This window comes from Luteitalea sp., from assembly GCF_022842525.1.
Taxonomy (GTDB): Bacteria; Acidobacteriota; Vicinamibacteria; order Vicinamibacterales; family Vicinamibacteraceae; genus Luteitalea.
In genome coordinates this window covers 20,206-33,412 of record NZ_JALHPM010000026.1, presented here as the reverse complement: position 1 = coordinate 33,412, position 13,207 = coordinate 20,206, and the positions used below count along the sequence as shown (strand labels likewise).

10 protein-coding genes and 1 tRNA gene are annotated in these 13,207 nt (G+C 68.9%); 8 read left to right on the top strand and 3 right to left on the bottom strand.

The window, feature by feature from the left end; all coding sequences use genetic code 11:
- Positions 1–20: 20 nt before the first annotated feature.
- Entirely contained in the window at positions 21–434 is a 414-nt protein-coding gene (locus Q0C41_RS07760) for a hypothetical protein (protein WP_291982519.1), read from the bottom strand.
- A 1,479-nt stretch (positions 435–1,913) separates the two neighbouring features.
- Here Q0C41_RS07760 and Q0C41_RS07755 point away from each other — a divergent pair.
- A complete protein-coding gene (locus tag Q0C41_RS07755) occupies positions 1,914–2,453 on the top strand; it encodes a hypothetical protein (RefSeq protein ID WP_291982517.1) in 540 nt (179 codons plus the stop codon).
- A 193-nt stretch (positions 2,454–2,646) separates the two neighbouring features.
- Positions 2,647–3,321 (top strand): PEP-CTERM sorting domain-containing protein, encoded by a 675-nt coding sequence (locus tag Q0C41_RS07750; protein WP_291982515.1) that lies wholly within the window; start codon positions 2,647–2,649, stop codon positions 3,319–3,321.
- Positions 3,322–4,040: 719 nt separating this feature from the next.
- On the opposite strand, the gene Q0C41_RS07745 is transcribed toward Q0C41_RS07750, so the two are convergent.
- A tRNA-Glu gene (locus tag Q0C41_RS07745) sits at positions 4,041–4,116 on the bottom strand.
- A 109-nt stretch (positions 4,117–4,225) separates the two neighbouring features.
- Here Q0C41_RS07745 and Q0C41_RS07740 point away from each other — a divergent pair.
- The 3 genes from Q0C41_RS07740 (at position 4,226) to Q0C41_RS07730 (ending at position 7,464) form a co-directional block, all read left to right on the top strand.
- Positions 4,226–4,672, top strand: coding sequence for a nucleoside deaminase (locus Q0C41_RS07740; protein ID WP_291982513.1), 447 nt, complete (start codon positions 4,226–4,228; stop codon positions 4,670–4,672).
- On the top strand, positions 4,669–5,451 hold the full coding sequence (locus tag Q0C41_RS07735) for a carbon-nitrogen hydrolase family protein (RefSeq protein WP_291982511.1): 783 nt from the start codon (positions 4,669–4,671) through the stop codon (positions 5,449–5,451). The genes Q0C41_RS07740 and Q0C41_RS07735 overlap by 4 nt, the downstream gene beginning before the upstream one ends.
- 93 nt (positions 5,452–5,544) lie before the next feature.
- On the top strand, positions 5,545–7,464 hold the full coding sequence (locus tag Q0C41_RS07730) for a DNA/RNA non-specific endonuclease (RefSeq protein WP_291982509.1): 1,920 nt from the start codon (positions 5,545–5,547) through the stop codon (positions 7,462–7,464).
- On the opposite strand, the gene denD is transcribed toward Q0C41_RS07730, so the two are convergent.
- Positions 7,461–8,408: a D-erythronate dehydrogenase gene (gene denD / locus Q0C41_RS07725; RefSeq protein ID WP_291982507.1), complete on the bottom strand. Its 948-nt coding sequence runs from the start codon at positions 8,406–8,408 to the stop codon at positions 7,461–7,463. The two genes, Q0C41_RS07730 and denD, sit on opposite strands and share 4 nt — an antisense overlap.
- 55 nt (positions 8,409–8,463) lie before the next feature.
- Between denD and Q0C41_RS07720 the strand changes: the two genes are divergently transcribed.
- The 3 genes from Q0C41_RS07720 to Q0C41_RS07710 all read left to right on the top strand — a co-directional run bounded on the left by Q0C41_RS07720 (position 8,464) and on the right by Q0C41_RS07710 (position 13,183).
- Positions 8,464–9,219 (top strand): SDR family oxidoreductase, encoded by a 756-nt coding sequence (locus Q0C41_RS07720; RefSeq protein ID WP_291982505.1) that lies wholly within the window; start codon positions 8,464–8,466, stop codon positions 9,217–9,219.
- 175 nt (positions 9,220–9,394) lie between these two features.
- Positions 9,395–10,927, top strand: a complete 1,533-nt coding sequence (locus tag Q0C41_RS07715) for a fibronectin type III domain-containing protein (protein ID WP_367079179.1) — start codon at positions 9,395–9,397, stop codon at positions 10,925–10,927.
- A 276-nt stretch (positions 10,928–11,203) separates the two neighbouring features.
- A complete protein-coding gene (locus tag Q0C41_RS07710; RefSeq protein ID WP_291982503.1) occupies positions 11,204–13,183 on the top strand; it encodes a fibronectin type III domain-containing protein in 1,980 nt (659 codons plus the stop codon).
- Positions 13,184–13,207: the final 24 nt, after the last annotated feature.

Genomic DNA, 13,207 nt, shown 5'->3' with positions numbered 1-13,207 from the left:
GGCGAGACACCGACGCCGGGCTACCGAGTCGGCGTTGGCACGCCGGTGGCCGAGAGCGTGCCGAGGATCCGCTGCAGCAGCCGTCCGTCATGGGCGTCGCCCTCGTCCTCGCGGGTGAACGAGACGAAGAGCACATGCGCCCCGTGGCGGAGGTACCACTCCTGGCGGGCGAGGCCGTCCTCGGACGGGAACGTGAACGCGAGTCCCTCGAAATCGCCATGGGAGGCGCCGACCGGCACCACGCCCGCCGCCAGGTGGTCGGCCGACAACCCGCGCAGGTCGTCATCGACGACGGGGCCGTCCTTGCGGTAGGCGCTGACCTGCAGGGCTTCGGCTTCGGACGGCGCCACGAGCGTCAGGCACTCCTCGTCATACTGCACGGTCCAGTCGTCAGGGACGACCAGCGACCACGAACTGCCTCCGACGCGCGGCATGCGCTGCATTGTAGAGCCAGGGGGAGGGGGAACTCGCGCGTAATTCCAGCTGTGCGCGCTGCAGAACGCGCGTTGATGAATATGCTCACTGAGTGTAGTTGCCTGGTGTGGGCTGAAGTGGCCGTAAGGGGTCAGACTCTGCACATGCTCGAAGTGAATTCACTGAATGTATTCACTCAAAATGCCACTAATGGACGCTGGAGACCCCAACATGCGGATCTTCTGACACGTTCTTCGTCTTCTGTTCGTTCACGTGCGCGATCTGCCCTCGATCGGTGGCGTGGTGGGGCAGAATGCTTCGCGTTCGGCCGTTTGTGGGAGGCCAGGGTCGACCTCATGGCGGCGGCGGTTCGGGAGCCCCCGTGTGACGACTCCCGAGCGGCCCGTCGCCAGGCCCCCCGAGGGGTTCGATGGCTGTGGCGTTCTGCCGCATCGCTTGGCGCGTTGGCGACAGGGTCTGAAGAGGCCACCGCGGCCCCACCGATGGTGCCGTGCCCAGCTGTCGTTCTGCTTGGGGCAGATGCCAGATTGTCTGGTCAGGTCGTCGGCGCTGTCGTCCTGACCTGTCTCCTCCTTTGTTCGGCCTGCTCGCCGTCAAGGGGGCCCCTCCAGGTCTCCTCAGGAGCGGACCGGTTCGTGGTCGTCGCCGTCACTGACGGCTACGACGCCGTCCGTCTCCTGTCGCCAACGTTTCGCGCGTCCGTCGCGAAGGAGCTGGGTTCGCCCTTCCATGCGGCCATTCCGAACCGAGACTTCCTGATCATGTGGTCCTCGAACGCATCGTCCTCGTTCGTGGCCCCGGCCCGAGAGCAAGTGGTTCGAGACTCGCGCGACCAGCCATATCCCCTGACACCGACGATCTTTGAAGCCACTCCTGCCCGGGTCACGGCCCTCACTCATCCATAGGGCCGCCAACCTCCGGCTGCAGCGGATTCGCGGAGCGCGCTCTAGATTGGCCTGATTCTTCGGTCCGGCCATGAACTCGGCTGTCCCACCTACTCCGCGGGGCGAGGGTACGCCGGGCACGTCGCTCTGATGTACGCGCTTGGGGCGGCGGGGCGCGATGGAGGAGATCCGTTCGAGGCGTTTCGTCACGATCTCGAGTCGATCGTGTTGCCCGCGTCGTCCGAGACGCAGTTCTTGGCCGCACTTGGGCGAGCCGTCCAAAGGTTCTTGGCATGCATCGATTGGCGCCGCGATGCTCCGGCTAAACGCCGCTTGCAGCCGACGGCGCCCGGCACCATCATGAGGCGCCGCGGCTGAAGCGGAGCACGTTGGGCGGACGGAGCTATCGAGGTCAGGCATGGCCAGCCGCCCGAAACCGAAGCTGCAAGAAATGACGGAGGCCTCGTGACGGTCCGATTCGTATGGGCGCTCCTGCTCGTGATTGGGGCCACCAGGCATGTCGCCTTCGCCCAGGACGTGGGTGACCAGATCAGTAGCAGCGGCAGTGCTGTTCCGCCGGCCAGTCGTCCTCGCGTGAGCGCCGACGACTTGCTCAAGGGGCAGCCAGTGCTCGCGTCCTTTGAGAAGCTAGAGCCGATGCTCGAACGTGGGCACGAGGTCGTGGTGTGGGACGCAGCGGGGCGGAAGACGCGGGGGCGCGTGTCATCCATCTCGGCAGAGCAAGTGGTGGTCCACCAACGAGCAGCGTCGCCCCTTCTTCGCCTGTTCAACACGCCGACCGACCGTCAGTTTCCAGCGGACGCCGTAGCGCGGATCGATATCGTTGACTCGACCTGGAATGGTGCTCTCATCGGGGCTGCCGTCGCGCCTGTGCTCGTGTTTGGTATCCACCGATGGGAAGAGGCCGGCGTCTCAGACAGCAATAGCATGAAGGGCATGGCAACAGTGGTCTTCGGGGGGCTCAGCGCCGTGCTGGCAATCGGCATAGGGCAGAAGATCGATGCGTCGATCAACCAGCCCGTCTACCAGCGGCGGCGTGGACTCCCGCCGGTCACCCTGATGCCTTGGCTGGAGCCAACGCGACGGGGTGTTCTCGCCCAGGTTCGATTCTAGCTGCAGGAGCCATCCGCTTGATCCTGTGGAGATTCCGGGGATGCGCCAGGGGCACTGACGGCCATCGCGTGGCGCCCATGGTCGATCAGCGCCTTCTCAATTGCGCCCGGGACCCGCAGGTGCCATAGTTTCGCATCCTTCACGCGGCCGTGGGCAGGTTCGGTCACCATCGTCAAGCGTACGAGGAGGCACCGTGGCGTCGAGTCGCAGTCGCTGCCTGTTGTTCGCGATTTCCTTGCTCTCGACGACACCCTGCGGGGCAAGCTCGGTCTTGCTGGACCAGTTTGCCATTCCTCCTTCGCCACCTCTCAATGGCTATCTGGCCGAGGATACTCAAACCCTCGCACAGACCTTTACGGTGGGGCTACGCGGCCGCTTGTCGGCCATCGAGCTCGACCTGGCCTGCTGCCTGGACCGGAATGGCATCGTCACGTTTCCGGCCGATCTGGTCATAGAGATCCGGACGACGCTTCCGAACGGCACGCCGTCGGATCACGTGCTTGCAACGACCACCGCGAAGGCCAAGAACCTCTCCGTGGGGTCCTTCGCGTTCGAACGAATCCCACTCTCGTCCCAGCGAGTCGAGGTAGTCCCTGGCGACGTCCTCGCTATCGTGCTGAGCTCGACGGCGCCCGGGCTGGGCCTTTTCAACCCGTACACCTGGGCGCTCGAGACGTCGGGGGAGTACGACAGAGGCACGGGGTTCGTCAACCACGGGCGTGGGGATGGATGGTTTGCCGTCTCCGATTACGGGTTCAAGACGTACGTACCCGAACCGTCAAGTCTCGCCCTGATGGCTCTTGGCCTGGCGACGATGGCGAGGCGGCGAATCGTCCGATCGCGGCAGGTGCCGAGCAAGAAGCCATAGCAGGAGCCGTGGTCATCGCACGCACGAAAGATTCCCCGTTCGCATCGTGAGGCTTCGAGGTCACGATGCGGTCGCCCGTGTGCGTGCACACAGCGCCACGGACGCATCGATGACATCGGCCGTTCCTCGGACGCGGACGCCAGAGAGCTGCCCGGCTTCGCGTGCTCGTTGGTCGTCGAGCGCAATGGCCTCGGTGTGCGCTGCGCCGAGCAATCGTGCGAGCCGGGCCTGTCTGCGCCCGTCGCGCCACACCTGGCCGACCGCACCCGCAGGCACGGCCAAACGGTGCCCGTGCTGAATGTTGCGCAGGAGGAGCGCGACGATCCGGCGCCGGCCTACTCCGGTTGGACGCTGCCCGCCGGCGCGGACGGCTCGGGCACGCTTTCACACCAAGCGCTTGATCGGCGGCACCACGTTCCTGGGCAGTCAACGGTCCTCCGGTCTCCTCCAGCATCTCCTCGAGCAGCGCTGACAGGTCGTCGAGCTTGAGCGTCTCGGCAAGCGCAGATGCAACGTCCGCGCTGACGCTGGCGGCGCGGCCCTGACGGACCGCTCTCCGGGCGCGCTCGGCCAGGCCGTCGGGCAGGCTGACCGCGATTTTCTCCGCGGCGTTCATACCCGCAGTACGACCACAGATGGAGGGCAAATCCAACGGTGCGACGCGGCGAATTGCCCTGAAGCTGTCGCTGACCGGTAGCGAGCCAATGGAGCGGAAAGTGTGGCGTCCCCAACGGGATTCGAACCCGTGTTTCAGCCTTGAAAGGGCCGCGTCCTGGGCCTCTGGACGATGGGGACGTGCGACGAGCGCGTGTCGGACGAACCGTAGCCGCGGGCGCGGCGGCTCGACCGACCCAGAAGGATACCACAGGCACGGCCGCCGTCTCGTCGCGGTGTACGCTGGGGCATGCACGAGGTGCACATGCGCCGCGCCATCGAGGCCGCTCGCCACGTTCCCGACCTGCCATTCGGCGCCGTCATCGTCGATCAGGAGACCCAGGCGGTGGTCGCCGAGGGGTGGAACCGCTCGTCGCTGAATCCCACCTGGCACGGCGAGATCGACGCCATCAACCGGCTCGCCAGCGCCCAGCCGCAGTTCGAGGGGCGCCGCCTGGCGCTGTACACCACCGCCGAACCCTGTCCGATGTGTCAGGGCGCCATCCTGTGGGCGGGCATCGAGACCGTCGTCTTCGGGACCTCGATTCGCTTCCTGCAGGCACACGACTGGAAGCAGATCGACATCCTGGCCGAGGAAGTCGCCCGACGCAGTCCAGGCTGGCGCTGCACGATCCTCGGCGGCGTACTCGAGGCCGAGTGCAACGCGCTGTTCCTCGCCGCGCGCGCCACGGCATGACCCTGCGACTCGCGGTCGTCCAGCTCCTCGTCCAGCCCGGGGCCGCACACGACACCCTCGAGCGCGCCCTCGCCGCCATCGATCGGGCGGCCAGTGAGGGCGCCGAGATCGTGCTGCTGCCGGAAGCGCTGCCGCTCGGATGGATGGCCGCCGACACCCGTGCGGCGGCCGAGCCGATTCCCGATGGACCCTGGTGCCGCGCCGTCCGGGACGCCGCGGTGCGCACGGGCACGCACGTCTGCACCGGCCTCGCGGAACGGGCCGGCGATGTCGTCTACAACGCCGCCGTCCTGATCGGCCCGAGTGGCGACGTGCTGCTGCACCACCGCAAGCTGAACGAACTCGGTCTCGCGTGCGACCTCTACGCGCGGGGCGATCGCCTCGGGGTGGTCGACACGCGGCACGGCCGCATCGGCCTGATGATCTGCGCCGATGCCTTCGCGCCGGGCGAGGTCGTCAGCCGGACCCTCGGTCTCATGGGCGCGGCACTCATCCTGTCGCCGTGCGCCTGGGCCGTGCCGCCCGACCACGATCAGGCGCGCACGCCCTACGGCGACCTCTGGCGCCAGTGCTATGGCGTGGTCGCCCGCGACCATCGCCTCCGGATCGCCGGCGCCAGCAGTGTCGGCCCCATCACCTCGGGTCCCTGGACCGGACACGCCTGCATCGGCTGCTCCCTCATCGTCGGTCCCGACGGCGAGGTCGTCGCGCAGGGCCCGTACGGCGTCGACGCCGAGGCCACGATCCTCGTCGACCTCGATCTGTCACTCCCGCCGTGAGCCCTGAGCCCGCAGCCGTCTGTGTGAGCCTTGAGCCCTGAGCCCTGAGCCTGTTTCTGTACGCCGGTCCCCCTCGCCGTCGTTGACCCTGACATGACCCTCCGTGAACGCGCCGAAGCGGTGCTGTCGTCCGACACCGCCATCGCCCGCGAACTGCTCGCCATGGCCGATCGCCATGTCACGCCCGCTCCGGCCGTGCGCGCGGGCGTCAGCACGGCGTCGATTCGCGCCTTCGTGGAAGGGCAGCCGGGCTGGAGTGCCGGCCCGCGCAGCAGCGCCGAGGCCGACGGCCGGTTCCACGTCGAGGCGGTCATCCTGGCGCACGGCCGTCCGTCGATGCTGGTGCAGCGCAACCGCATCCAGTTGCCGGAGTCGCCCGAGTTGCGTCGCCGCATCGAGGCGACGCGCCTGCGCTACGAATCCCGCCTCGCGAGTGTCGGCCGGGTCGAACTCTCGGGCCATCCCCGCCTCCAGCAAGCGGGCACCGCCTGGATCGTCGCCGAGAATCTCGTCGTCACCAACGCGCACGTCGCGGCCGAGTTCGTCGCCCGCGATCAGACGCATCTGGTGTTCCGGCGGGCGTTCGGCAACGACCCCATGTCGGCGTGCGTCGACCTGCGCGAGGAGTACGTCGACGCGGGCACGCCGGAGGAGTTCGAGATCGGCGTGGATCAGGTGCTGTACCTCGCCGATCTCGCCGATGCGCAGGCGCCCGACCTGGCGCTGCTGCGACTGGCGCCCGGCCAGGGCGTGTCGTTGCCGCCCCCGATCCCGTTCGTCGAGGTGCCGCTCGATGTCGGGCGCGACATCGCCGTGGTGGGCTTTCCGGCCGAGGATCCCATCGGGTCGGGCAGTGTCGCGGTGGCCCGACGCCTGTTCGGCGGCATCTACGGCGTCAAGCGCTTCTCCCCCGGCAAGATCGGCACGATGCCCGCCGGGGCCTGGGCCTTCGCCCACGACGCCACGACCCTGGGGGGCAGCTCCGGCTCGGTGGTCATCGACCTCGAGACCGGCGGCGCCCTGGGCGTGCACTTCGCCGGTGCCCTCGAGCGCACCAACTATGCGGTGCGCGGTCGATACGTCCTCGATGCGCTCGCGGCCGCCACGCCGATGGTCACGGTGCCGACGATGCCGACCCGCCCCGACAGCGGCGTCGAACCGACCCCGCTCGCCCCGGCAGCCGCGGGCTACGGCGAGCGCGATGGCTATCGGGCCGACTTCCTCGGACCCGATCAGCCTGACGCGCCGCTGCCCACCGTGGTGTGTGCCGACGATGTCCTGGAGGTGCCGTGGCAGGGGGAGGTCCTGCGGGCCATCCCGTACCGCCACTTCTCCGTGGTGATGAGTGCCCGGCGCCGCGTCTGCTACGTGAGTGCCGTCAACATCGACGGGCGCCTGAGCGTGCCGCACCTGCGTCGGCGCGACTGGCGGTTCGACCCGCGGGTCCCGCAGGCGCAGCAACTGGCCGGCCCCGTCTACGGCAACGCGCCGCGCTTCAGTCGCGGGCACATGACGCGTCGCGAGGACCCCGCCTGGGGGCAGACACGCGCCGACGCCGACGAGGGCAACACGGACTCGATGCACCTGGTCAATGCCGTGCCGCAGATGCAACCGTTCAACGCCGGCATCTGGCTCAGGCTCGAGGACTACGCCTTGCAGAGTGCGCGCGAGGACGACCAGAAAATCTCGGTGATGACCGGCCCCGTGCTGCGCGACGACGATCCGGTCTTCGAGCAGGTGCCGATCCCGATCGAGTTCTGGAAGGTCATCGTCTTCGTGCACGACGAGACCGGCGCGCTCAGCGTCTCCGGGTACGTCCTGTCGCAGCGCGGCTTCCTGCCGCATCGCGAGGCGGTGTTCGGGGCCTACGAGACCTATCAGGTGCCCATCACCACCATCGAGCAGCGGGCCGGGCTGCGGTTCGGCTCGCTCACGCCGCTCGACGTGTTCGCCAGTGCGCCGGAGACCGCCGCGCGGCCACTGCTGTCGCCCGACGAGATTCGCTGGCGCTAGACCCGCTCGGCCAGGTACTGCGCGACCAGGGCATCCGCATCCCGGTCGATCGTGAAGCCCAGCGCCAGGGCCCGCGAGACGTCGAAGGCCCCGGGCCAGCTGCCGACGACGGTGCTGATGCGGGCATCGGGGGCGAGGCGCACCAGGGCGCGGGTGGTCGGCCCGGCCGCCCGCTCGAGGCTATCCAGCAGGTCCGCCGGTGTCAGGGTGACACCGGGCAGGTTCAGGGTGCGCACCGGTCCGAGGGCCTCGGGCCCGACGACTCCCGCGTGGGCGAGGTTCGCGGTCGTGGTGGCGGGGGAGGCCACCCACAACCGTGTGTCGAGCGGCACCGGGCAGACGCTGTCGACGCCGGCCAGCGGTTCGCGCACGATCCCGCTCACGAAGCTCGACATCGCGGAGTTGGGTTGGCCGGGGCGCACCGAGACGGTCGGCACGCGGCAGGCCAGGCCATCCACCACGCCCCGCCGCGTGGCCTCCAGCACGAGCAGCTCGGCGATGGCCTTGGTGGTGCCGTAGGTCGAGGCCGGGCGCAGGGCGAGATCCTCCGGCACCACGTCCGGCAGCGGGCGCCCGAAGACCGCGATGGTGCTGGCGAACACGAAGCGCGGGGGGCTGGCGAGCCGGCGGCAGGCCTCGAGCAGCGCCTGCGTGCCGCCGACGTTCACCGTCAGGGCGAGGTCGGGTTCGGCGTCCGACTGGCCGCTGAGGACCGCCGCCAGATGCCAGATCGCCGTGACGTCGGGTTCCACCGCGGTGGCGACGAAGCCGGGGTCGGCAATGCTGCCGACGTGCGACACGACGCGGGCGTCGGCGAGCGGGCTGGCCACCTGATCCACGCAGATCACGCGGGTGGCGGCCTGCACCTGGGCCGTACCCGCAAGCAGACGTTGAATGAGGCGGGTGCCGAGGAAGCCGGCGCCGCCCGTCACGAGCATGGTCATCGCTGGGCAGTCTCCTGTGCGCGTCGCGCCGGACCATGCTACCGTTCGCGCCGAGATGGCACCAGCGCGCATTGCCCTCGTGACGGGGGCCGGGAGCGGGATTGGACGAGCGGTGGCGGTCGGCCTCCTCGAGGCCGGCTACACGGTGGCGCTGGTCGGGCGACGCGCCGCGGCGCTCGAGGAGACGGCCGCGCTGGCGGGAGCGCCCGCTGGCGCCTGCCTGGTCCTGCCCGGCGATGTCACGCAACCCGAGGCGGTACGTGGCATCTTTGCCACCGTGGGGTCGTCGTTCGGCCGGCTCGACCTCCTGTTCAACAATGCCGGGGTCAACGCGCCGGCGCTCCCGCTCGAGGACCTGACCTACGAGCAATGGCGGGCCGTAGTCGACGTCAACCTGACCGGCGTGTTCCTGTGTACCCAGGAAGCGGTGCGGCTGATGAAGCACCAGCAGCCCCGGGGGGGACGCATCATCAACAACGGCTCCATCGCCGCCCACGTCCCGCGTCCCCACTCGGCGCCCTACGCCGCCACCAAGCACGGCGTCACCGGACTGACGCGTGCCACTGCGCTCGACGGCCGGGCCTTCGACATCGCCTGCGGTCAAATCGACATTGGCAACGCGGCGACCGACATGTCGCGCGGCTATGCCAGCGGCGTCCGGCAGCCCGACGGCAGCCTCGCCGAGGAGCCGCTGTTCGACGTGGCACACGTCGTCCAGGCGGTCCTCTATATGGCGGCCCTGCCCCTGAACGCCAATGTTCCGTTCATGACCGTCATGGCCACTGGCATGCCGTACCTCGGCCGAGGGTGACCAAGGCGTCGCGGTCGAGCGTGTAAACGCTACCTTCCGGTAGAGACACGTTTCGCTACTCGACGTGCGTCAGAGGCGCCATTTCTGACACTTCTGTGTGTGATGGCTCGGCCCGAGTCTTGCTAGGGTACCGGGTGTCCTGCTTCCTGGGCCAGTTTCACAACACAGAAGTCGAGTGCCACTTACATTCTCCGCCGTAGCCCTCCGCGCGATTCGTTGCGCAACGACCTCCGCTGTCCTGCTGTGCGCAGCGGTGGTGTCCGCGCAGGCGCAATCCCTCCGACTGGCCTGGGATCCCCCCCCGGGCGACGTGGCGGTGTCGTACGTGGTGGAGCGGGGGACGTCCGCCGGCACCTACACCATCACGTACCCGGTCGAGGCCGGCGCCACGAGCCTCACCCTCACCGACCTGACCGCGGGCAAGAAGTACTTCTTCATCGTGCGCACCGTCGACGCCAAGGGGGTCCGGAGCGCGCCGTCCAACGAGATCTCGGCGGTCGTCAAGGCGGCCGACGATGGCTCGGGTGGCGGAGGGGAGGATACGGACTCCGGTGGGGATGACGGGACCGACGACTCCGAGACCGAGCCGGAACCGCCGCCGCCGCCCCCACCGCTCGTCCTGACCATCAGCAGTGAAGCCGCCCTCCGAAAGGCGTTGGCCTCGCCTCGTTCCAACGTGGTCTACCAACTCGCGACCGGGACGTATCGGCTGACCCGACCGATTGTCCTCACGGGGGGGGTACAGGATGTGACTATCCGCAGTCGTACCGGCCGGGCCGCTGACGTGACACTGCTCGGACCGCCAGCGACAGTTGCCGATCCGCAGCCCTCAGCCGTCGTGGCCCGGGAGATCACGCGCCTGACCCTTGCCGAGGTGACATTGCGCACAGCGGCGGGCTATGCCGTGACTCTGGGCGACGGCGTTCACCAGCCAAAACTGCAGGGCGTCCGCTTCATCGACAATGGCCAGTTCGTCCAGTCGTTGCTGCACAAGAACGGCCGGGGCGCCTCTGGCGGTCTGATCGAAGGCTGTAGTTTCGATTTCGTAGGCGCTGCGGTCGATTTGCCACCGGGCATTGACATTCGCGGCGGGAGCGGGTGGGTGCTCCGAGGAAACCGATTCAAGGACACGAAGCCCCTTACGCGCGTGCAATTCGGCCCAGCGATCGTTGCTTGGGAGGGGAGTCGTGGCACGCTGGTCGAGCGCAACGTGTTCATCAACTCAACGCGGGAGATCGTACTGGGGCTTGGCGACCGTTCGCCCGACCAGCACTCCCGCGGCGTGGTCCGCAACAACATGATTGTGCGCAAAGCGATGACTGGCAGCCGGGGCCCCGCAATTTCGGTACTCGATTCGCCGGAAACGCTCGTGTTGCACAACACGATGCTGCTGGCTGGGACTTCAGCCGTCGCCGTCGAGTACGCGCATCCTGATTCGCAGATGGTCGTGATTCTGAACAACCTCGCTGATGCCGCCATCAGTGGGCGTGATTCGGCGGGAGCGATCATCAACCGCAACATCCTCAACGCCAACGCCTCGATGTTCGTAGCGCCGTCGCGCGGGGATTTGCGCCTGCGGCCGGACTTCGCTCGCACGGTCATCGACACAGGTCTCTTCATCAACGCCATCGTCCCGACAGATGCCGAGGGCGATCTCCGCCCCCAAGGGGCAGCGCCCGATGTCGGCGCCGACGAGGTCGTCAGGTAGGCGAGCGCCGGCCGCCGCGGCGCGTGCCTGCCTGTGTAAGTTCGGGGGCACGCGTCTGATTGAAAACACTGCAGCGCCGGCGGTGCTGCAGTGAGGCGCTCGCCGAATCGCTCGGATTTCCGGGCAAAACCACGCGCTGCGCGGATATGACGTACGGATGAGATTCGGCCCGCGTCTTGCTCCTGCAGAGGGCGGCGCCCATGGGGGGCGCTCCCGGTCCCCAGCGTGTACGGACACATCCCGAGTCGCGAGACATCGCCCGCCTGCGTCCCCGACATGTGCGTCGCACGTGTCACGGTCTTCCTCCTCGCCATCGTCGGTCTCTTCGGCGCCGTGGCGCCTGCGTTCGGCCAGGCAGCCACGCGCCTGTCGTGGGATCCCCCCGCCGGCGGCATCGCCGCCTCCTATGTCGTGCAGTGGGGGCCCGCCCCTGGTGAGTACCTCGGGTCGGCGATCGTCCCGGCCGGCGACACGTCGTTCGAGGCTCGCGGCCTCCGCCCCGGCCTGCGCTACTACTTCGCGGTGCGCGCCATCGATGCCGAGGGCCACTACAGTGGTTTCTCCAACGAGGTCGTGGTCGTGGCGGCGCCCGCCGATGCCCGCGGGATCGGCGCTGGCGCGCCCGCGGCGACATCGTGGCCCGACGTGCTCCTCGAGGTGCGATCCGAGGGCACCGGCGAGGGGACCGTGGCGACGTCGCCATCGCCGACCGAGCCGTGCGGCCCCTCCTGCGCGGTGTCGCTCCCGGGCGGGACGCGCGTGACGCTCGTGGCCACCGCGACGGCCGGCAGTCGCTTCGCGGGATGGCAGGGGGCGGGCTGCGAGAGCGACGCCACGTGCATGTTCCGGCTCGGCGAGCCGACGATGGTCGTGGCGAGGTTCGAGCGTGACGCGTCGCCATCGCCGTCGACGGAGCGCTACCTGGCCGAAGGCGCGGTGAGCGGCTTCTTCGATACCCGGATCGCACTGGCCAACCCGGGGGCCGTGCCGGCCACGGCCTCGTTGCAGTTCCTGCGCGGAGACGGTGGCGTCGTGGTCCACGAGGCGACGCTGCCGCCACTCTCGAGCACCCATGTCGACGCCGCCAGCGTCCCCGGGCTCTCGGGACAGGCCTTCGCCACGGTGGTCGCCAGCAACACGCCCCTCGTCGTCGATCGCACCATGTCGTGGCGCGGGGCCAACGGATTCGCGTACGGTGCGCATGCCGAGACCAGCGTCGCGGGGCCCGCCCCCCGCTGGTACCTGGCCGAGGGCGCGACGCACGCGGGCTTCGACCTGTTCTACCTGCTGCAGAATCCCAACGACTTCGTGGTGCGTGCGCGCATCCGCTACCTGCGCCCCGTCGGCGCGCCCCTCGAGAAGGTCTACACCCTGCCGGCCCGGAGCCGCACCAGCGTGTGGGTCGACAAGGAGCTGATCGGCACGCCCGCCGCGCGGCTGTTGGCCAACACGGAGGTGTCGGCGGTCGTCGATGCCCTCGATGGTGCCGGCATCGTGGTCGAACGCGCGATGTACGACACGCGTCGCGGGGTGACGTTCGAAGCGGGACACGAGAGTGCGGGGATCACGAGTCCCGCCGAGCGCTGGTACTTCGCGGAAGGGGCCACGGGGCCCTACTTCGATCTCTTCCTGTTGATTGCCAATCCGGGCACGACCCGGGCCGACGTTCGCGTGACGTACCTGCTGCCCAACGGACGGCGCGTCGTGCGGTCGCATCAGGTGGGACCGGCGCAGCGCTACACGATCTGGGTCGACCAGGAAGGCGACCTCCTGGCCGATACCGCCGTTTCTGCCATCGTCGAAACCACCAACGGTGTCCCCGTCGTGGCCGAGCGTTCGATGTGGTGGCCAGGGGACTCGACGACCTGGCGCGAAGCCCACAATTCGCCGGGCGCGACGGCCGTCGGCACCCGATGGGCCGTCGCGGACGGTGACGTCCAGCAGGGGCGTCTCGGTCGGTCCACGTATCTGCTCGTGGCCAACGTGTCGAGTCGTGTCGCGCGCGTCCGCGTCACCCTGCTCTTTCGCGCCGGCGTGCCGGCGATGGTCCGCGAGTTTCTGGTCACCGGGGGCAGCCGTTTCGGCATCAGCGTGGGCGACGACTTCCCGGAAGCGGTGGGCCAGCAGTTCGGCGCCTTGATCGAGAGCGTGGGCGAGAACCCGGCCTCGATCGTCGTGGAGCGTGCCATGTACGCCGACGCGCCCGGCCAGCCGTGGGCGAGCGGCACGAACCTGCTCGCCACCCGTCTGCCGTAGCGGGTCGGCGGTACGGTTCGTGCT

What these genes read in the sequence shown, in the direction of transcription:
- Q0C41_RS07760 (WP_291982519.1), bottom strand. Translation starts at nt 434, where the DNA reads ATGCCGCGCGTCGGAGGCAGTTCGTGGTCGCTGGTCGTCCCTGACGAC.
- Q0C41_RS07710 (WP_291982503.1), top strand. Translation starts at nt 11,204, where the DNA reads ATGTGCGTCGCACGTGTCACGGTCTTCCTCCTCGCCATCGTCGGTCTC.
- denD (WP_291982507.1), bottom strand. Translation starts at nt 8,408, where the DNA reads ATGACCATGCTCGTGACGGGCGGCGCCGGCTTCCTCGGCACCCGCCTC.
- Q0C41_RS07720 (WP_291982505.1), top strand. Translation starts at nt 8,464, where the DNA reads ATGGCACCAGCGCGCATTGCCCTCGTGACGGGGGCCGGGAGCGGGATT.
- Q0C41_RS07740 (WP_291982513.1), top strand. Translation starts at nt 4,226, where the DNA reads ATGCACGAGGTGCACATGCGCCGCGCCATCGAGGCCGCTCGCCACGTT.
- Q0C41_RS07730 (WP_291982509.1), top strand. Translation starts at nt 5,545, where the DNA reads ATGACCCTCCGTGAACGCGCCGAAGCGGTGCTGTCGTCCGACACCGCC.
- Q0C41_RS07735 (WP_291982511.1), top strand. Translation starts at nt 4,669, where the DNA reads ATGACCCTGCGACTCGCGGTCGTCCAGCTCCTCGTCCAGCCCGGGGCC.